This window comes from Burkholderia sp. AW49-1 (genome assembly GCF_053427845.1).
On sequence record NZ_JBSAXF010000003.1, the window covers coordinates 163,318 to 181,665 of the forward strand.

Annotated in this window: 25 protein-coding genes and 1 pseudogene; all 26 read right to left on the reverse strand. The window is 63.4% G+C overall.

Translation table 11 applies throughout. The annotated features are described in order from the left end of the window. Positions 1–2,613, reverse strand: coding sequence for a phage tail tape measure protein (locus tag ACV22W_RS07295; protein ID WP_448018574.1), 2,613 nt, complete (start codon positions 2,611–2,613; stop codon positions 1–3). A 9-nt stretch (positions 2,614–2,622) separates the two neighbouring features. Continuing rightward, entirely contained in the window at positions 2,623–2,772 is a 150-nt protein-coding gene (locus ACV22W_RS07300; protein WP_448018575.1) for a hypothetical protein, read from the reverse strand. Continuing rightward, the gene (locus ACV22W_RS07305; protein ID WP_325097169.1) at positions 2,744–3,070 is read right to left on the reverse strand and encodes a phage tail assembly protein; all 327 of its coding nucleotides are present in this window, start codon (positions 3,068–3,070) and stop codon (positions 2,744–2,746) included. The genes ACV22W_RS07300 and ACV22W_RS07305 overlap by 29 nt, the downstream gene beginning before the upstream one ends. Before the next feature lie 124 nt (positions 3,071–3,194). Further along, entirely contained in the window at positions 3,195–3,719 is a 525-nt protein-coding gene (locus ACV22W_RS07310; RefSeq protein WP_325097168.1) for a phage major tail tube protein, read from the reverse strand. A 2-nt stretch (positions 3,720–3,721) separates the two neighbouring features. Continuing rightward, the gene (locus tag ACV22W_RS07315; protein ID WP_448018576.1) at positions 3,722–5,155 is read right to left on the reverse strand and encodes a phage tail sheath subtilisin-like domain-containing protein; all 1,434 of its coding nucleotides are present in this window, start codon (positions 5,153–5,155) and stop codon (positions 3,722–3,724) included. Positions 5,156–5,158: 3 nt separating this feature from the next. Next, positions 5,159–5,404 carry a hypothetical protein gene (locus ACV22W_RS07320; protein ID WP_448018577.1) on the reverse strand — a complete coding sequence of 82 codons (246 nt, stop codon included), beginning with the start codon at positions 5,402–5,404 and terminating at the stop codon, positions 5,159–5,161. Continuing rightward, positions 5,401–5,865, reverse strand: coding sequence for a Gp37 family protein (locus tag ACV22W_RS07325; RefSeq protein ID WP_325097165.1), 465 nt, complete (start codon positions 5,863–5,865; stop codon positions 5,401–5,403). Before ACV22W_RS07325 ends, ACV22W_RS07320 begins: the two co-directional genes overlap by 4 nt. Beyond that, positions 5,865–6,317 (reverse strand): gp436 family protein, encoded by a 453-nt coding sequence (locus ACV22W_RS07330; RefSeq protein ID WP_448018578.1) that lies wholly within the window; start codon positions 6,315–6,317, stop codon positions 5,865–5,867. The genes ACV22W_RS07325 and ACV22W_RS07330 overlap by 1 nt, the downstream gene beginning before the upstream one ends. Position 6,318: 1 nt before the next feature. Beyond that, on the reverse strand, positions 6,319–6,651 hold the full coding sequence (locus tag ACV22W_RS07335; protein ID WP_325097163.1) for a DUF2190 family protein: 333 nt from the start codon (positions 6,649–6,651) through the stop codon (positions 6,319–6,321). A gap of 74 nt (positions 6,652–6,725) precedes the next feature. Then, a complete protein-coding gene (locus tag ACV22W_RS07340; protein WP_325097162.1) occupies positions 6,726–7,649 on the reverse strand; it encodes a major capsid protein in 924 nt (307 codons plus the stop codon). A 45-nt stretch (positions 7,650–7,694) separates the two neighbouring features. Beyond that, positions 7,695–8,813, reverse strand: a complete 1,119-nt coding sequence (locus tag ACV22W_RS07345) for a peptidase (RefSeq protein ID WP_448018579.1) — start codon at positions 8,811–8,813, stop codon at positions 7,695–7,697. Between the two features lie 213 nt (positions 8,814–9,026). Next, positions 9,027–9,554, reverse strand: coding sequence for a phage virion morphogenesis protein (locus ACV22W_RS07350; protein WP_448018580.1), 528 nt, complete (start codon positions 9,552–9,554; stop codon positions 9,027–9,029). Then, entirely contained in the window at positions 9,551–10,387 is an 837-nt protein-coding gene (locus tag ACV22W_RS07355) for a phage head morphogenesis protein (RefSeq protein WP_325097159.1), read from the reverse strand. The genes ACV22W_RS07350 and ACV22W_RS07355 overlap by 4 nt, the downstream gene beginning before the upstream one ends. After that, positions 10,380–11,855 (reverse strand): DUF935 domain-containing protein, encoded by a 1,476-nt coding sequence (locus tag ACV22W_RS07360; protein ID WP_448018581.1) that lies wholly within the window; start codon positions 11,853–11,855, stop codon positions 10,380–10,382. The genes ACV22W_RS07355 and ACV22W_RS07360 overlap by 8 nt, the downstream gene beginning before the upstream one ends. After that, positions 11,852–13,354, reverse strand: coding sequence for a terminase large subunit domain-containing protein (locus ACV22W_RS07365; protein ID WP_448018582.1), 1,503 nt, complete (start codon positions 13,352–13,354; stop codon positions 11,852–11,854). The genes ACV22W_RS07360 and ACV22W_RS07365 overlap by 4 nt, the downstream gene beginning before the upstream one ends. Beyond that, a complete protein-coding gene (locus tag ACV22W_RS07370) occupies positions 13,351–13,896 on the reverse strand; it encodes a DUF3486 family protein (protein WP_059598248.1) in 546 nt (181 codons plus the stop codon). The genes ACV22W_RS07365 and ACV22W_RS07370 overlap by 4 nt, the downstream gene beginning before the upstream one ends. 1 nt (position 13,897) lies before the next feature. Then, positions 13,898–14,230, reverse strand: a complete 333-nt coding sequence (locus tag ACV22W_RS07375; protein ID WP_006485389.1) for a hypothetical protein — start codon at positions 14,228–14,230, stop codon at positions 13,898–13,900. Then, entirely contained in the window at positions 14,227–14,565 is a 339-nt protein-coding gene (locus ACV22W_RS07380) for a hypothetical protein (protein ID WP_200524630.1), read from the reverse strand. Before ACV22W_RS07380 ends, ACV22W_RS07375 begins: the two co-directional genes overlap by 4 nt. After that, positions 14,562–15,161, reverse strand: a complete 600-nt coding sequence (locus ACV22W_RS07385; protein WP_448018735.1) for a hypothetical protein — start codon at positions 15,159–15,161, stop codon at positions 14,562–14,564. The genes ACV22W_RS07380 and ACV22W_RS07385 overlap by 4 nt, the downstream gene beginning before the upstream one ends. Next, positions 15,158–15,769, reverse strand: a complete 612-nt coding sequence (locus ACV22W_RS07390; RefSeq protein WP_448018583.1) for a transglycosylase SLT domain-containing protein — start codon at positions 15,767–15,769, stop codon at positions 15,158–15,160. Before ACV22W_RS07390 ends, ACV22W_RS07385 begins: the two co-directional genes overlap by 4 nt. A gap of 2 nt (positions 15,770–15,771) precedes the next feature. Continuing rightward, positions 15,772–16,119 (reverse strand): putative holin, encoded by a 348-nt coding sequence (locus ACV22W_RS07395; protein ID WP_060340152.1) that lies wholly within the window; start codon positions 16,117–16,119, stop codon positions 15,772–15,774. A 66-nt stretch (positions 16,120–16,185) separates the two neighbouring features. After that, the gene (locus ACV22W_RS07400; protein ID WP_325097153.1) at positions 16,186–16,449 is read right to left on the reverse strand and encodes a hypothetical protein; all 264 of its coding nucleotides are present in this window, start codon (positions 16,447–16,449) and stop codon (positions 16,186–16,188) included. 26 nt (positions 16,450–16,475) lie between these two features. Further along, positions 16,476–16,997 (reverse strand): hypothetical protein, encoded by a 522-nt coding sequence (locus ACV22W_RS07405; RefSeq protein WP_325097152.1) that lies wholly within the window; start codon positions 16,995–16,997, stop codon positions 16,476–16,478. Positions 16,998–17,062: 65 nt separating this feature from the next. Then, complete coding sequence (locus ACV22W_RS07410; RefSeq protein WP_448018584.1) at positions 17,063–17,896, reverse strand: hypothetical protein; 834 nt, start codon at positions 17,894–17,896, stop codon at positions 17,063–17,065. A 3-nt stretch (positions 17,897–17,899) separates the two neighbouring features. Continuing rightward, positions 17,900–18,097 carry a hypothetical protein gene (locus tag ACV22W_RS07415; protein WP_325097150.1) on the reverse strand — a complete coding sequence of 66 codons (198 nt, stop codon included), beginning with the start codon at positions 18,095–18,097 and terminating at the stop codon, positions 17,900–17,902. 42 nt (positions 18,098–18,139) lie between these two features. Then, a pseudogene (locus tag ACV22W_RS07420) lies at positions 18,140–18,331 on the reverse strand (helix-turn-helix domain-containing protein); the annotation flags it as partial. Positions 18,332–18,348: the final 17 nt, after the last annotated feature.

Consider the following 18,348-nt stretch of genomic DNA (forward strand, 5'->3'; position numbering starts at 1 on the left):
TCAGCTCCTGTACGCGCGTCGCTCGCGCTTCGCGAGCAGGTCGTCGAGCATGCGCTCCAGGTCGCGCAACGACAGGTTGAGCCCTTGCTTGACCTGATCCTTCACACCATCAGGCGAGCCGCCCTGGACCGTAATCGTCGGTGAGAAATGAACCGTGATCCCAGAGCCGGCTACCGATGCGCCGGCCGGTGCACCTCCGCGCGCCGCATTGATGCGCTGCAGGGAAGCCGCGGCCGCGGCCTGCGTCGCCATGCCGGCGGCCGCGCGCGCGGCGATCGCCGACGAGCGGCCGATGCCGATCGCGGCGCCTTGGGCGATGTTGTCGCCAAAGCCCATGAACACACGGGACGGCGACTTAATCCCCAGCGTGTTCGCGAACCACGCCTTCACGTTGCTGCCGAACTCGACCAGCGTGTTTTTCGCGGAGGTGAAGCGATTACGAATGCCGTTGACCAGGCCGTCGATCAGGTGCGAGCCGAAATCGGTGAAGGTTTTCGGGAGTCGAACGCCGAACCACCCAAGCACGCCCGCGAATGCGCGATAAAACAGGCCGAGCGGCGACCAGTTGATGATCAGGCGCATCACGCTACCGATTCCGCCCGCGAACGCGGTACGAATCGAATTCCAGATGCCCCCGAAGAATTGCTTGATCGGCGTCCAGTAGCGGTAGATGAGGTACGCGCCGACCGCGATCGCAGTAATCGCAATGCCGATCGGATTGAGCATCAGCGCGCGGCCGAGCCAGAGCACCGCGCGACCGGCCATCATGAGGCCGTTCACGAGCTGGCCGCCCAGGACACGACCGAGCCACATCCCGCCCTGGGTGAGCAAGCGCAGCGGGCCGACGATCGTCATCAACATGCCCTGACCGAAGGGAAGGAGGATGCGGCCGACCACCAGCGCGCCACGGCCAAGTCGCATGAACATGCCCCCGACTCGACCGAGCCACGCGGCGAGCTTGCCCGCTGCACCTGTGCTCAACCCGAAAAGCTGAAACACCGATGAGAGGCGCGAGCCACCGCCAATCCACAGTGCTTTCATCAGCGTCCACTTCGCGCCAACAGTGGTCAGCGCTGTGGCTACCGAATTGATTGGCGACTTGACGAAGAAGTTCAGCGCCCAGCCAGCGGCGAGCGTCGCCATCTTCATGCCGATTATTGCGGCCGCGAATCCGACGATGCCTTTGATCACCCCGGGATTGGCCGAAGCGAAATGGGAGACTCGCTCGATGAGGGGTGTCATCGAGTTCATCAAGTTTGTGAGGGATGGGAGAAGCGCATTGCCGACCGTGATCCCGAGATCGGCGATCTGGGTCTTGAAGCGGGCCCACGCGACTGTCGCCAGTTCCGCGCGGCGCGCGTAGTCCTGGTCGATGGTGTTCAGTGCCTGCGCGCTACCCATTTCCTTCTTGTTCTGCTGATACTTGTCCCAGCCCTGGCGCATCGCGAGCAGGTGATTGATGGTCTGGATGTCCTGGAACACCTCGTTCAACCCGAAACTCTCCATCAGCTTGCGCTGCGCCTCTTCATCGCCTTTGGCGCCGGCGGCTTTCCATTGCTTCATGAAGGCGTCGCCACGCGAGGCGATGAACTTCTGCGCGATCTGCAGCGAACCCTCATAGCTCGAATAGCCGCCGGCGACGAGGTTAGACATCGACTTCTGGTAGTCGACGCCGGCCTTTTGGTAGGCCGTGATGGTCGACTGTGAGTTCATGTGCGACAGCCAGTTCGTCAAGTTGGTCACCGCCTCGTCGCCAGTACCGGCGCCTTCTCGGCCGACTTCAAGGCTGGCGATGATCTGCGTCAGCGCGTCTTGGCCCTTGATCCCCTTGGACGCAAACGAAGCTGTAAGAGCGGGAAGCGCTTTCGCCATATCCTTCAGCTCGAACCGGCCGAGCTTGCCGCCGTATGCGGCGCGGTTGAACGCCTCTTTCAACCCTGCGTCGCCCTTTATTCCCAGCGTCTCCGAGAATGAATAGACCATGCCGGCCAGATCCTTCATGTCCGCGTTCGTAGCCGTTGCAACGCGGCCCAGCAGGCTAGACTTTTGACCGGCTTCCCGTGCGTCCATACCAGCGGCAACCAACGTGCCGACGCCTTCCAAAATGGCGCTATGCCCTTGGCTCGTCGTAAGTGCCGCGCGCCGGATCGTTTCGCCGATCCGGAATTCTTCGTCGCGCGTCAGGTTGCCGGTGATCGCGATGTCGCGCAGGCCAGCCTCAAAATTTGCTGCGCGTCTGACCGCCCCGATGACCGGCGCGGCGGTCGCGGCCGCAGTTGCGTAGGTACCGATCATGTCAGCACCAAGCGCCTGACGTTGATCGCGCAACGCGGCGCCTCGTGCGAGGCGGGTCGCGAGCGCGGCCTGTCTCGCGTTGAGCTGATCAATAGTCCGACCGAGACGCTCGTACTGGCTTCGCAACTGGGCGATGTTGCGCATCGGATGGGCCATGGCTCGTGCCATCACATCGCCCAGCCGGGTATGCCTCGCCCGCAGATCATCAGCGACGCGGCCGAGGCCGTTCAGCGTCGTTCGGGTGCTAGAAAATGCTGCGCCGAAGCTACCGAGTAGCGTCGCGCCGATCCGTACGCCAATAAAGAAGTTGCTTGCCATACTCTTCGCCTATTGCGCGTCCGTGCGACGCTTGATCTCACGTTCCGCAGCGTCGACCCAATGCCAGTAGTCGTCCATTTCGAGTTCTGCGATCTCGGACGGCTGCATCTTCAACGCCAGCAGCAACACCTCATCCAGCGGCCGAAGCACTGTGTCCATCGGCTCCGGAGTTCGAGCTGGCTGCGCCTGCCGCGAGCGCATCGTGGGCGGAATCCCCTCCCTCAACCATGCTGCGAAAGGCATCCATGAGCTGCTTTGAGTCAGCCAGATCGAGCTCGCCGAGATCCTCGACAGTGAGACCGGTCAAGCGGGCGAGCAGAAAGTCCTCCTGGTCGCCGGCATCGGTGCTGTACTTCGCGGCGGCGGCCATGTCTTTCCGTTTGCCGCGATTGAGCGTCAGCTCGGTGAGCGTCTGGCCGGTGGCGAGTTTGACGGGGAATTTGAGGGGGATTTTCACGATGTGCTCCGTGGTGGTAGAGCACACATTGTCGATTCGCGCGCGCGAAGGCGCTTTTAACGCAGTACCAAAAAAGAAGCCCGCCGAAGCGGGCCAAAACGACAACGACTGCGGAGGTGTTGGGTTAGCCGCCGATGTTGGCGCGGAAGTCGGCCAGCATATCTTCGCCGCCGACGCGGAAGATGTTCGCCAGATAGTCCAGCTCCAGCACTTCCTCGCCGTCGATGACCTGCTTGATGTAGGTCGCACCGAACGCCGAGCTGAAGTCCGCGTTCTCGTGCTGCTTGAACGTACCGAGCGGGTTTTTCTTGAAGCTCACGGTCAGGTACGTCACGAGGCTGACTTCCCGCACGCGGCCCTGGGCGCCGTACGTCTCGATGTTCGAGCGGCATTGCAGCGCAACGGCCTTGAACGGATTCGCCATCGCCTTGGCCACATCGGCATAAAGCGAGTTCCACTTGATCTCGCCTTCGAGCTTGTCCAGGCCGCCCGGCAGTTCGACCTTGCCGATCATGCCGAGCGCCTTGTGCTCGGCCATGATCGCCTGGACGTCCGGCAGCTTGATTTCTTCCGCCTTGCCGAGCATCGAATTGTTGCTCAGATACACGTTGGCGTTCGTGATCCGGTTGATTGTGACGCCACCCGCCATGATCAGTTACCTCCCTTCAGGGTGAGCAAGTACTCCGAGGTGATCTCGGTCTCGTACGTCAGGCGTTCGAGCGGCGGCGGCACCGTGTACTTGTAGTTGATGAGAAGATGGCCGGCCGCGAGTTCCTCCTTCGGGTTGCGGGCCGGATCGAACCATGCCTTGAAGCCGAGCAGCGCACCGTCGCCGATCAGCTTCCGGCCGAAGCCATTCACCGACTCGACGAGCGAGTCGATCAACCCTTGATCGATCGGCGCGTCGGTGAATTGCAGGCTGAAATACCGCAGCGATTCGTTGATGACGTCGCCGGTGCGCCGCACGTTCTCGAAGTTGCGCATGTGCGTCACGGTCGGCCATGCAGCAGACCGGTTGCCCCACAGGCGCAAGCCCGAGCCGTACGAGCTGAACACGGTCGTGATGCCCTGTTCGTTGAGCATGTTCACGTCCGATTGCGGATCGTCGATCATTGCCGACAACGGCCGCTCAACGCCCGTGACGCCGACGAGCTGCTGATTCGAGCTGGACCACCAGTAGCCCTTGTCCAGGTCAACGCGTGCTCGCAGGCCCGCGGCGCGCGACGAGAGCGGCTCCAGGCGTTCCGCGTTGGTCGCGGCGTCGTAGACCTTCACGTGCGGATAGCAGAGGCGTACGCGGTCGCTGGACGTGTTGAAATTGATCGTGCCCGCCGGCCCTCGGCCGGCCAGCGCCTGCGCGAGCGTCGTGCCGATCGGCGCATCGATGTAAGCGATCGCCCCGAGCTGGACGGCCATCGCCTCCAGCTCGACCGAGACGGAGTTTTGTGTGCAGTACGCCGGCGCGATCAGGATCTTCGAGAAATAGCCGTACAGGTTGTACGTATCCTTCAGCGCCTTCATCCCAGTACGCATGCCGGCCGCGTTCACGGCGCCGATGATGTCCGCGGCCGTGACCTTCGTCGGGTCCGCGTAGTCGTACGTCGCCTTGGCCGCCGTCGCACCAGCCGGAATCGTGCCGGTTTTGATCCGCGTGATGATGCCGTTGATCAGGTCGACGGCGTAATCGGTCCCTTCAGCGTACGTCGCACTGCCCGAATCGTTCTTCAGCACCAGATTCGCCGCGGCCGGATGCGCGAGCTTTGCGCGGCCGGTTGCCGCGTCGAACGTGACGGGCTCACTCGGCGCGTTGCTCTTGTGTACCGCCGGATCGAGCACGTTGATCACGATCACCGTGCCGCTGCCGTAGTCGTAGACCGCGTCGAGCGCTTGCGGGATCGTGAAACCCGTGAGCTGCGGCCCGAACTGGGCGGCGTCGACGTCGGACAGCGACTGCACCGGCGTATTGACCGGCCCGATCGGCGCGGTGCCGATCAGGCCGATGACGGCCGACTTCACGACCTTGACGGGCCGCGAGCCGGTTTCCTTTTCGATGGTCTCGACGCCATGCAAATAGTTTGCGGCCATCGCTCACGCTCCCTTGACGGCCACGGCGTTTGCCGTGGTCTTCGGTTGATCTTCCGGCACACTGGGGCGCGCGGGCTTGGTCGACGGCGCTGCGGCCGGCTTCAGGTAGCCCATCGCGAGCAGCGTCGCCGTGTACTCGTGGTCCTCGGGCAGCTCGACTTCTGCGCCCGTATGAAGCATCACTTCCTGGACGTCTTTGCCGTCCTGCAGCGTGGCGCCGCTGGTAGGTCCGCTGTACTGGTATTTCACGATTCCTCCTCGTAGGTAACTTGCGTCAACAGCGGTCCGTCGTTCGGCTCCGCGTCCTCGACAATCACGGCACCCGCCGAAAACTCGATCACGTACTGCCACAAGCCGGCCGACTCACCAAGGAACTTGTCGCTGACCGCCGCGAGCTTTTTGCAGTCCGGCGGGCGGAAGCCCACCAGCGCGGTACGAACGTGATCGAGCACGTCGATCGCACCGCCACGGCCGTTGAGCTGGCGCAGCACGATCGCGACTGCGAACTTCACCCGCCGCGGCTGAACAACCATGTCGGTGTCCACAGTCGTGTCGTACTGGCTGCCCGGATAGCTGACCAGCAACGCGCCGATCGCATGGTTGAGCCGGTAATCGTCCGGGCGCTCCGGGAAGTACTCGGTCACTAGCGCCGGCAGCTTGGTGCGCAGCCTCATTACGACGGCGTCGACCATTTCAAGCGTCGTCGCCATCAGTAGCGCTCCAGCAGGTCCGAGCCGAACTCGCGACGGCGCGCGCGTACCTTCATCTCGCCGGGTTCGGGCGTCGCCGTGCCGCTCGGATCGCCGATCGTCAGCTTGTTGTCCCGGATCTTCTCCAGCATGTGCATCGACGCCTTGAAGGTCTGCGATACGGTGTCCGGCAGTGCGGCGCCTTCCGGTCGCCGGGCATACAGCCAGTGCCGGGCCAGATTGACCGTGACATCCTTGATGACCGTCGGCACCGGCGAGAGCGGCAGGTTGTAGCGGCCGCGCAAGTGGGCGTCGACGATTTCCTCCGCCTGGCGCACGGCGCTTTCGACGATGTCGGTATTGATCGTCGTCGGCGCCGGTGCGCCGTAGTCGGTGGTCGTGTCGTTCGTCAGCTCAATGAGCGTCCGTTCGGGCACGGCCAGCTTCAGGTTGGCGAGCGTGCAATAACGCACGTCAAATGCCCCGCAGGATGCGGATGACGTCGCCGGCGGCCGTCGCCGCATCGAGCGCGTAGCCGTTCGATGCGCCGGTCGCCTTCGGAATGGCTTGACCGGCTGCGTCCGACTCGACCTCGGCATGCTCGTCGACCGGCGCGCCGGCCATGACCAGGATGACGCCGAGCAGGTTGACCGGCGCTTGCTCGCCGACATCGGCGGTCGTTTCGGCAACGCCGAGCGCCTTCGCGCCGGCTGCGCACACGCCACCATCGAAGCCGACGAACTGGAAGCGGTTCAGGCCGGCGACAGCGGTAACGGACGTGGTAAGGATCGGTTGATGCGTTTTCATGAGTCATGTTCCGTTCGGGTGGGTCTCGCCCGAAGGCGAGACGTGGTCAGTACGGGATTCGGTGCCGCGAGCGATCAGCCGTTGATGCCCGAGATCAGGTAGCCAGCGTCCGCGCCGAGCAGGTACGGCCGGAAGATGTCCGTGCTCCGCACCAGTTCGAGCTTGCCGTCTTCGATGCGCGTGTCGACGACCGGATTGCCTTTCTTGCGCAGCGTGTAGCCGTAGGACGGCTCGTACGGCGTGCGCTGTTGGCCGCCGCGCTGCAGCGGCACATAGGCGAGCACGATGTTGGCGCCCCAGATGTCCGTGAAGCGGTCCTTGTCGTCGGCGTAGATGGCCTCGCCGACCGCGATGTTCTCGACCTCGAAGATTTCCTTCAGCAGGTCGACGGTCACGATGCCTTTCATCGAGTATTTGATCTTCTCGATGAGCTGCGGGTGGGCCTTCAGCGTCTTGTAGGCCGACGCGCCGATCACCATCGTGTTCGGCCGGCGGCCGATTTTCGTGCGGATCGCTTCCTTGCCGTCCTCGATGACGCCGACCGGATCGCTGTTGGCCGCGGTGAACTTCTCGGTCGCGCTGAGTTGCTTCTTGTTGCCCCCCGCGTAGCTGTTCGGGTTCTGCGCGAGGTCCGCGACCATTTTTTCGCGGCGCAACTGGATCGCCTCGGTCGCGGTCTGGACGGCGGCCTGTTCCAGGGGGAACGCCGATTCCTGATCTTCGCGATAGTCGATCGGATACTCGAGATCGTGTTCGTCGAGCACGATGTCGACACTGCCGATGTCTTCCGGGTTCATGCGGTTCGACCGCGCACGCAGCGCACGTTCCGTCTTGTAGAGGCGGAACGATTCCTTACCGAACTTCGGAATCTTGCCGCCTTCCTTTTCCACTTCGACGACCGGCATCAGGCTCTGGCCGATGAATTCGGCGTTCGTGTAGCCGATCGCGAGATTCGTCAGCACGGGGTCGACGATTCGCAGTTTCGAGAGACGTCCCATCATTTCTCCTGGCTCAATGGCCTTTGCAGTGGCTTTCGCCGGTTGTTAGCGGATCACCGCGTTTGCGGCCGCCGCGTAGTCGACCTTGTGCTCGCGCATGTATGCGCGAATGCGGCCGTCCAGCTCGGCGCGCTTCGGATCGACGTTCTCGCCGTACTCGACGGTGTCGACGCCCGTCGTCGTCACACCAGCGCGCTCACGCGTTGCGTGCTCGCCGAATTCGACGACCTTCGGCAGGTCGCCGAGGAACGAGCGGAATGCGCTCGCCAGCGGCTGCTTCGCATCGCCTTCGCCGAACTCGAACGGCTCACGTGCCGTGAAGTCGAGAAATGCGACGACTGCATCCTTGTGCTTCGGGGCGAGCGTGCCGCCCTTGACGAGCTGCTCGGCATACGACACGTGCTCGCCGTGGCGGCGGTCGTCCGCCGCCTTGCGCTCACGCGCCTGCGCGTCGGCGAGCTGCTGCTTGAGCTGGTTGTTTTCGGCCTCCAGTGCGGCCTTTTGCTCAGGGGTCACTGCGTCTTTCTCCTGCTTCGTGGTGGTGGGTACGGTTGCAGCGCCGCGCTCGGCGAATGCGCTGGTCGGTGCATCGTCTTGTCGCGCGACTTCGCGGATCGACTCGATTTGCCAATCGGGGATGACTTGGTCAGCCGTGTCCCGGCCGAATTGCGTCAGCAGCCATTCGCGCAGGCTGCGCCAGAGGCCCGCATTGAGTTCTTGGCCCCAGTCGCTGAACTCGACGACGCCTTCGTTGCCGTCGCTGAAATTGACGTCGCGCAGGCCCTTGAGGGCCGGCGGCTGCGCACCGAGGAAGCCGACGTGACGGAGGTAATAGACGCCCGGCACCGGGTTATGCGGCGAGTCGGGGTGGTAGAAGCTGGCGCTGATCTTCTTGTAGCGCCCGGCGCCGACGAGTTCGGCGAATGCGGGATCGACCTGTGTGGGTTCGGCCTGCAGGTTGCCGGCCGCCGCGGAGAGCGATGCAACCCAGCCCCACGCCGGCGCGTTGTCGCGCGGATGGCCGATGACGATCGGCGCTTCGTGGACCTTCGGGTCGTATGCAGCAGCCGTCGCGGCGAGATCCGTTTCGGCGAAATCAAGCACGCGACCGCTCATGTCGGTCTGCGTGCCTGCCCGGAAAATGTGGAGTGGTTTCGCGTTCATGGCGCCCATCATCGGGCGGCGAACGGAACGGGTCTTTTAATCGGCTTTACGATTGCGCCGGAGCGATACGCGCGATGCGGGGAGCGCGGCAGGTTCGAACCAAACCCATAAAGCCTTTATAAAACTTTACGGGCCAGCGTCAGGGCGCTGTGGCTATCGTTGCGCGCCTCGGGTGGTCCGGAGGCGCGCAGCGGCCGATCGATCGTCGGCAGGTTAGCGGCGGTTCGCTGCGTCCATCAAGTGGCGCAGGATCGTGTTGAGCACCGGCTCAACCGCTTCACGTTGCAGCTCACCATCGGCCGTGACCGGCAACCACGGCCGGGCGGGAATCGTGACGTTCAATCCGCGACCGGCTTGTCCACCGAACTGCTGAATCGCGGCGTACTCCTTGTTGCTGCCAATGACGGCCGAATCGTCGTCGTGATCGGTCGAGACGCTCGCGGCCATTTGCCCGCTGTCCTGCAGGATGACCAGCCCGGCCTTGCGGCGCGACGCGGCCGAGGTCAGCTCGCCGTTTTTCTTGTACGCCTTCTTGCCGCCGACGCGCATGTGAATCGTCGCTTCCGACAGCGCCTGCCAGCGCGGCCGCCCCTGGGCTGCGAAGTTTTCCTCGGTGACCGACACCAACGCCTGCGCGATCTTGCGCATCGCGCCGGCCTTCTGATGGCCGGCCTGCTCAAGCTGGAGCAGGCGCGTGCGCAGGGCCGAGTCGTCAATCTGGAAATTCACGAAATCGCTCACTGCAATTCCCTCCTGGCGATCGTGCCGAGATCACCCGTGTATCGAGACAGGTCAGGCTGCCACGCCGCGGCGCCGGGGTTGTAGCTCCAGCCGACGTCCGGCGACACGACGATTTCGCGGCGCGTGACCGGGTCGACGGTGCGGAACGTCGCGACCTCGCGCATCTCGCCGGTCTTCTCGTTGACCAACTTGAGCGTCTTGCCGAGGCGGTCGCCGGCCGCCTCGACCTTGATGCCGCGCACGATGATCTCGTCGTGCGACAGCGCCACCACGCGGCACCGGCAGCCCCAGCCGTTCGGCGGATAGAACGACTGCCAGAACGGATCGTCGTAACGGAACACCTTGCCGTTCATTGCCCGATGGCTCGGGCGCGTGCGGCTGTCGAGGATCGCGACGTACATCCAGTACGGCCGATCGTCGACGTTCGCCATTTGCTCGGCGTAGCGGCCGGCCATGTAGGCGGTCTGCAGGTTCGTCCGGTAGATGGTCTGCAGGCGCCACGGGCTGCCGAGCTGAACCTGGGTGATCTCGCCGGTCTCCTGGTCGACGTGTTCCTGCTTTCCCCACCAGCCCTTGGATTGCAGGACCGGCGTCAGCTCCTTCGTGAACCATCGCAGCGTCTTGCCTTCGCTGATTGCGGTTTCGACCGCGTTGCGAATGTCCTGCAGGATGTCCAGGCGCGTGACCTTGGCGACCGTGAACGCTTTCGCCTGGGCGTCCTGCCAAAGCTCTTCCCAATCCCAGGTGATCTCGTAACCCTTGCTGCGCAAGTACTCGATCGCCTTCTTCGGCGGCAGCTTCATGCAGTAGCCGAGATCAACCGCTTCAGGCATGGAGACGTCCCCAGAGATTCGCGACGAAGATCGCACGGGCAAGACGTTCCTGGAGCGCGTCCGCGTCGAGGCTCGGATACAGCTCGGCCAGCATGCCGAGCAGCTCGTCGGCGCTCGCGCCGTTCGCAATCCGCTTTAAAAGCGGCGCGACCAGCGCCTGTGCATCAGCATTCAGGTCGCGGGCGGACAATGCGTTCAGCGCGGCGTCGAGCGCGTCCTGGTCGGGCGCTTCGAACTCCGCGAAGGATGCGGCAGCCACGGCGTCGATGGCCGACACCGGCAGCGGCCGTTCGTCCAGGTCGCCGTCCTGCAGGTTGTACGCCCGCTTGAAATACGCCGGAGTAAAGCGCGCGCCGGCGCGCGTGAGCTTCTCATCGCGGCCTGCCTGGATCTCGTCGACCTGCTCCTGTTCCCACATGTCGAAGACAGGCCGATCGGCGCCGTCAAAGTTCAGGTCGCAAATCCAGCGGATCAGCATGTTCATCGCCTCGCAGACGACTGCCTTGTCGCCGTCGCGAATGTCGCCCGTCACCTCAAGCCCGGCCTGCGCGGATGCGCGGGTCGACGTCGCCTCGGTGGTCTGGTTCTGCCCGAGCAAGGCAATCGACACCTCGCCGCGGCAGAAGTGCAGCAGGCGTTCGTAGACGTCGGCGCTACCGGTCTTGCCGGCCGCTTCCTTGATCTCGATACTGGAATCGTCCGGGATGACGGCGACCGCGTCCTGCACCATGTCTTCAAGGCAGTCGAGCAGCAGGTTCTTTTCGCCATCGGACGCGCTGCGCGGATGCTTGCCGACCAGCATCGGCGAACCGTACTTCTCGGTGAACTGCACCCAGAATTTGAGGCCGCCTTTCTTGAACGTCGTCGGCCAGAAGCACATCGACAGGTCCGGGAAGCCGTACGGATTCAGATACGTCGCTTCCTGGCGCGGTACCAGGAACTTGCGCGCCGGCAGCTCTTCGCCCTGGACCCAGTGTTCCTTGCTCCGAAAGCGGAGCTGGTTTTCCGGGTCGTAGACGAACCAGTCGGCGGGCTTGCCGACGACGTCGACCGGCACGATGTAGTTGCCGACCTTGCCCCAGGTGATTTCCATCGGCTGATAGCCGTACAGGACGGCGTCCAGCATCTCGGTCGCGATCCGGGACAGGTCGAGGTCCGCGAAGACGTCGGCGATCGACTTCGCGACGCGGCTCTTCGCCTTGCCTCGGTCGAGGCCCCATTCGAGCGCCTTCACGGCCGCCTTGCGGCGACGCACACAGCCGCCGACATGCGCGTCCGCGCGCAGCTCGCGGTAGACGCGAATATCCTTACCCAGCGCCTTGAGCACCGGGTCCGGATTCGGCAGGTACATGCCGAGCGCGAAGAAATCAATGCTCCGCGCACGCGTCGCGATCTGCGACGACAGCGACTTGTCCGGCTCGCCGAACGTAACAAACTCGGTGGGGCTGACCCACAAACCCTTGCTCATGCGTAACCCTCTGTCATTCGGACGCTGGAGCGGCGCCGCCGCGACTTGGCGGTCACCGGCCCCTTGTTCAGTTCACGGCTCGCGTAATACGCCAGCGCGACCGCAACAGCGGCGTCGCCGTGGCGCTTGCCGTCGTCCTGGCCGGTCGTACGGACATCCGGGATGCGCGGCACGCCCTTGATGACTTGCACGGCGCGCAGGTCCGCGAGAACGTCGGCATCCTTCGGAAGGCCGTCGAGCGTGCCGTCTTCGAATGCGGCCTTCACGGGCGGCATGTGCTCGCGATACCAGGACTCGGACAGCATCACTTGCTGGATACGCGATGCGCCGTAGCGCTGCATCGCGATTTCGGCGAGGTACTGGCCGTTGCCGCGCGCGTCGAAGGCGCCGCCCGTGAAGCGCGGAAGCCGATCGAGCAGGTAGAAGGCGATCTGCTCCTGCTGCCGAAACGGCACGTTGCGCAGCTCGACGATGAACGGCACGCGGCGAACGAGGTTTTGCTGTTCGATCAGCGGCACGTGGACCGTCAGGTCGCCAGTCCGTCCGAAGTCCTCGCCGTTGTACGAGCGGGCGTCGGCCGGGAGCGCCGCGAGCAGCGGGCCGAGCGTCGCTTCGAGCCAATCGCGGCATTCGGCTGCGCGGATGTGATCGGGAAGCACCTCGAAACCCTGTTTGCAGGCCCAGCGCAACACCGGCGTATCGGGCGACATGCGCGACTCGATCAGCGCGCGCGAAAGCCATGCGCCGCCGCTGTTCTTCGGCACGCAATCGAGTTCCTCCTCGGCATCGGCGCCGTACGACGCACGAATATCCTTGACCCACTTGGCTTCGCCTTCGGTCGTCCAGGCTTCGCCCTTGCGCAAACAGATCCGCTGGTAGAGCCCGTCCTGAACCGCATCCGCGAACGTGATTCGATGCAGGCTGTACGGCTTCTTGCCAGAACGGACGTCCGTGACCAGCTCGTTGAACGCGTTGTCGACGCCGTCATGCGTCGAAATGATGTGGACTTGACCACCCCACATCAAGAGCGCCATCGCCGCCTTCAGCAGCTCGCCGAGCTGCTCGTGGAACGCAGCTTCGTCGATGATCACGCGGCCTTGCTTGCCGCGCAGGTTCGATGGACGCGACGACAGCGCCGTCACGCGGAAGCCCGATGCGAAGCGGATCACGAACGCGAGGATCGACTTGTCGCCGTCCTTGTCCTGAAACACCTCTTCGGTTTCTTCGATCTCGTCGGCCGCGAGGCTGTAGAACTTGGCCCAATCGGCGCAGTCCCGGATGAACTCCTGCGCCATGTCCTTGTTGTAACCGACGTACCAAACGTCCATGCCGCGCTGGCTGGCCGCCAGCAACGCGGAATCGGCCGCTTCGCCCCACGACAGGCCAACGCGCCGCGACTTCTCGCAGACCTTGACGGGCGACGTGTCGGCGGCCCATTTCTGTTGATACGGCAGCAGGACGGCGGGCGCGCGATCCGCACGGGTGTCGACGATCGTCATCCGGCAATCCCCAGAATCTGACGACGGATCGCGTCAGCCGCGTCGTCCGACAGGCCACCGCTCTTGACGACCTTGTCGACGGCCGCCGCAGCCGCTTCCGCTCGCGCCTGGACCTCCAGGCGGAACTTCTTCTGGTTCACGCTCGCGCGGGCCAGCGTCGCGATGTTCTTCGCGGCCTTGGACAGCAACGCAATGCGCTCGCCCGGATCAGCGTCTTCGTCGGTCGCTTCCTGCAGGTTGACGATGGACTCGAACATTTCCGTCTGCACGAGCGCGATGACGGCCTCGGAGCGTGCGTCCTGGTCGTCGGCCGCGCCTTCGGTCAGGATGCGCGCGGCCTCCGTGCTCGCCTTGATCGCAGCGAAGCGCCGCTCGATACGCTGCCCATACCGGTGGATCGCCGACTTGCTGATCTGGTAGCCCTTGTCACGAAGCGTTTGCTCCAGCTCCTGGTAGCCCGTGAAGTTGCCCTCGACGAGCGCGCTTTCGAGCCATTCGCGCACGGCCTTCGGCAGGCGTTGCACGCCGCTGCTGCGCCCCATGTCACTGGCTCCAGTACTTGGCCGGCCGCGCGATGCCCGGCTCGCAATCGATCGTGTACTCGGCGATGTCGACGCCGTAGCGCGTGAGGTCGCCCCACCAGCGGCCGGACGGTTCCTTGCGCAGCTTCACCAGCACGCGATCGGCGAGGTAGTCGAGTTCCTTGCGCACTTCGAGTGCCGTGATGTCGGCGAAGATCGAGCGCATCGTCATCTGGATCACGTCCTCGACGACTTCCTCGGGCCGCGCGTTGTACAGCGCCAGAATCAGATACCAGCGCAGCGATTCGCGGCGCACCTTGGCGTGGTCGATTCCCAGCGGATTGGTGGGCGTCATTGATTTCCCCGGAGTTGTAAGTTTTCGAATCTGAGCGCGATCGCGTCGAGCTTCGCTTCGATGACGGTCTGGTTGCGCACGTAGTCTTCGCGGCGCACGTATTGCAGCGGTAGATCCGCCTGGAATCGCAGAAAATCGCGCTCCAGGCGCGCCGTGTTGTCCGCCTGCCGGCTGATCTGCTCAAGCACCGCCTTAATTTGCTTTTCTTGGTTCTGATCGCGCTCGGACTGGTGACGCTCGACCTGCACGAGCAATACCTTGCCGGCCCCGATCAGAAGGCCGATGAACGTCGCGAGCATCGACACCAGTTGCCAGAATTCCACCTGTAACGTCACTGCTTTTCTCCCTCGATGTAGTCGATCAGCTTGTTCAGTTGCGATTCGATGTCGCGGCTGCGGCGGCTGGCGTCGACGTGGTGGGCGAGGATGTCGTCCTGGCGTACCCCGGAATCAAGGGCGCCATCGGCACCGGCCGGCGCAACAGCTCCGGCGGCAGCACCGGTCGCGGGCACACCATCGGCGCCGGCGGCGGCGTTCCACACGCCGACAAAGCCGGCAGTGAACACGCAGCGAGGCAAATCCTGAAGAGGCGCATCCGGCGCCGGGCGGTATTGGCTCGTGACACTGGCAATTCTCCGTTTCAGTTCGTCGGATTCGAGCGCGTGCCGGGCTTTCTCGGCGAACAGGTCGCCGGCGAGCGCCGCCGCGCGCTGCGTCTCCGCGCGTTCCTTGATGCGCGCTTGTTCGACGGCGTCGCGTGCGCCGTCCGCGTATTGGCGTTCGAGCTTCGCGACCTTCGCGTCGCCGGCAAGTGCCCCGGCGTGGTAACCGCCGAAGAAAGCGACCGCGCCAGCCGCCAGTGCACCGATCGCGGCGGCGCCGGCTGCCGCCGCGACACACCGGCCGCGTGAAAGCAGGACAGGAAAGTTCATGAACACGCTCCCGGCCCGAATCCGGCCTTCACGTAACGCGGCTCAAACGTGCGCAGGATCACGCGCGGGTAGCCGCGGTTCTCACGGAAGGCGGCCGCGTGCCGACCGGCATTAAAGCGCTCGACATGGCCGAACCACCGCTGCCGGTCCGCACCGCCGGCAGCCGTTACGCGCCGATCGCGATAGACCCAGCCCAGGCCGCCGTTATAGGCCGACAGCGTCATCGCCATGTGCTCACACGCGCCGGCGGCCGTGATGCGCTCCCAGAGGTGCCGGTCGTACCGCACGAGCGCACGAATCGACCAGGACGGGTTGAACGGCTGCGCCTCGCCCAGCTCGGCCGGATAGGCGCCGGCGATCCAATCGACGGTCGACGGCATGAATTGAGACATCCCGCGCGCACCGACGACGCTGACGGCGTCCGCGCGCCAGCGGCTTTCCTGATGGATTTGCGCCGCGAACGACGAGACCGGCGCATCCATGCCCCAGACGGCGCGTGCGTTGCGCGTCAGCTCGGCACGGTACGCCAGCGCCTCGGCGGGCACTTGCGCGGCCGCCGGCGCGGCGGCGCCGAGCAGCGCGACGAGAAAGGCGATCAGCACGCGCATGATCAGAGGCCCAGCGCGACGCCAACCACGACGCCGAGAACGATCACCGCGCGGCGAAGCATGGCCGCAGCGAACACCAGCTCGTAGCCTGCGACGACGCGATAGTCCGCTTCGCCTGCCACCTCGAACGAGCCGTATCGCCAGTCATGTTCGAGATAGCTGTCCGGGCGCGCGTACGGGAAAAGCCCGCGATCGAGCCAGTACGCGACGACGGCCGCGAGGCTGACGAGACTCAGTTTGTAGAGTGCGACGGGCAGTTGCTGCGGCGAGAAAAGCGCGATGGCTGCAACGAGGATGATCGCGGCGACGAGCCAGCTCGTCAGCCGCGGAAAGCGCTTGATGAAGGGCATATGACCTCCCGTAGTGGATATGCCGTCATCTTGGACGGCATACACGGGGAGGTCTTTTAATCCGCTTTAGCGGTCAGTCTGCGGGGCGTTTCTGCGATTCAGGCCATCGCGATACAACAGCCCGCCGACCCTTACGAGGGCGCTGACGTCGGCTTCGGTCAGGCGCTCAAGCGACAGGTCAATCCATCCGGCAAGCAACGCGATTGCATCGTCCGCGTCTTCCCGATCGCCTGTCACGTCGAGGATTTTGGCTTGGCGTTCGAACGCGGCAATTACAGGGTGGATGAGCATACCTTGTCCCTCGGCGAAGAGACATCCAGCATAGTTCATCGCAGGTTCGAGCGCCAAGACGTCCGTCAGAGTCGCTGTCCTCTCAGGCAAAATTCGTCGGCATATTTGGCATTGTTTTCCTCCTTGCAATACGCCGCGATTAACTCCATTCCAGTCGGATGCAGCAACTTGGGCTGCCCGCTCAGATTGAGGAGAGCCCAATGGCTGAAGCTGCCGGAGTCAAAGTTGATTTTACGGATTTCGCTCATCTCAAACGGAATCTCGTAGAGATCGGCACGGCTTTGGTTGCCATAGCGGTCCACCATCCCGGCATTCAAAACAATGCGAACTTCGTCTGCATGCTGGTTAGGGAAATACGTGACTATCCCTTTGATGACCCGCTCAATACCCAGCGCGGCGCTCGACATGTCAGCTCCCGCAGACATACCAGCCAGCTTCCAGACGATTCGCAGTACGGTCTTGCCACCGTCCTTAACCTCGGCCGCGCTGACGATACTGCTATCGATATCCTTAACCGTCTTGGGCGGTTCGTCGCCGCAGGCGGAAAGGAGTAGTGCCGTGACCATACTGATGGCCATCTTTTTCATTTTTGTTGTTCCTCTTTTTTAAAAATCGCCGCCAACACGGGCGCGCACTCAACCCGTGACCCTCGTTACCTTCTGCGTGGACTTTCGATCCGCCGCCAGCTTGGCAGCCCCCCCTTCGGATCAGCAATACACTCGATATCTGGCGCGTTGGCGTTATCGATGACGCTGCCGATCGCGTAGGGCTTTCCTGAATACATACATTGTTTGGACTCCAATAACTCAAGCGCCGCCGTCAAGGTATTTGCTTTGCGCCAGATAATAGCGCCGCACGTCATGGCAACCACCAGTGCCACCGCGAGAACGGCGAGATTTCGCCGTCCCGCCGCAAGGCGTTGCTTCGTCTGCTCAAGGGATGTTGACAGCTCCCGATTTCGTCCTTGACTGGTCTCGAGCTTCTTCTGGAGCTCCTCAGTCGCATTTGTCAATCGAGATGCACTGTCAAAGTTCTTGTTCGCTTTGCCTTCTGCCTTAGTCAGCTCCGACCGCAGGATCCGCATTGCCTCAGCTTGCTTTTTGAACCGCGTCTCCAAGTCAGCAAGTGTGCTGGCCTTTTCTTCCAGCTGTTCGATCAAGCTCTTTGCGACAGGGTCATGGTTCGCGCTTGCCTGCAGCAGCTTGGCGCGATCAAGCAACAGCCCAAGAATCGTCTCGGCGGGATCGCGGTGAATCAGGCACATGGTTTCAATGTTCTCCACGCCGATAGTGCGGTGGAGAAACTTCCAGGTTTGCCAGCCCGGTGTCCCGAACTCGATTTCTAGTTGCCGGACGAGTTTGTTTAGATCGGCGCGCTCGGTTTTAGTGAGCAGCCGACCTTGACTGTAGTTATGGTTGACAACATCACGGCCGGCAACATCACCGACCGCCCCGTGAAATTCCTGCTTGGCCTCGTCTGTTTCCACAACTCACCTTTTCTTCTTGATATCACGCCCGGCAATGTCCCCGGTTGGAGCGTGATGAAACACCTGCATCGAACCAGCAAATTTCCCTGGCTTTTCAGCACCGCCGCCGAGCAACACGCGCAATGCAGCATCGCGTAGCTCCGCTGGGCTGCTACGGTATCTGGAAAGCAGCAATTGCTCCTCAGGCGTCAGCGTAGACACGCTTGGGCTTTCCCCCGTTCCGGAAAGAACCCACCCAGGGTCCGCTCCAAAACGTGTCCGTAGCACAAGCAGCGATCCACCGTCTGGGAGCGCCTCATCGGCCTCCCACCGAGTCACCGTCTTTCGATTTACGCCCAATTCGGCGGCGAACTCGGAAACCCCGCGAGCACCGCGGATTGCCTTGATCCGATCCCCGACAGTTTGAGACACACAAGCCCCTTGCAAATGGGACATTTATGTCCCATACTTCA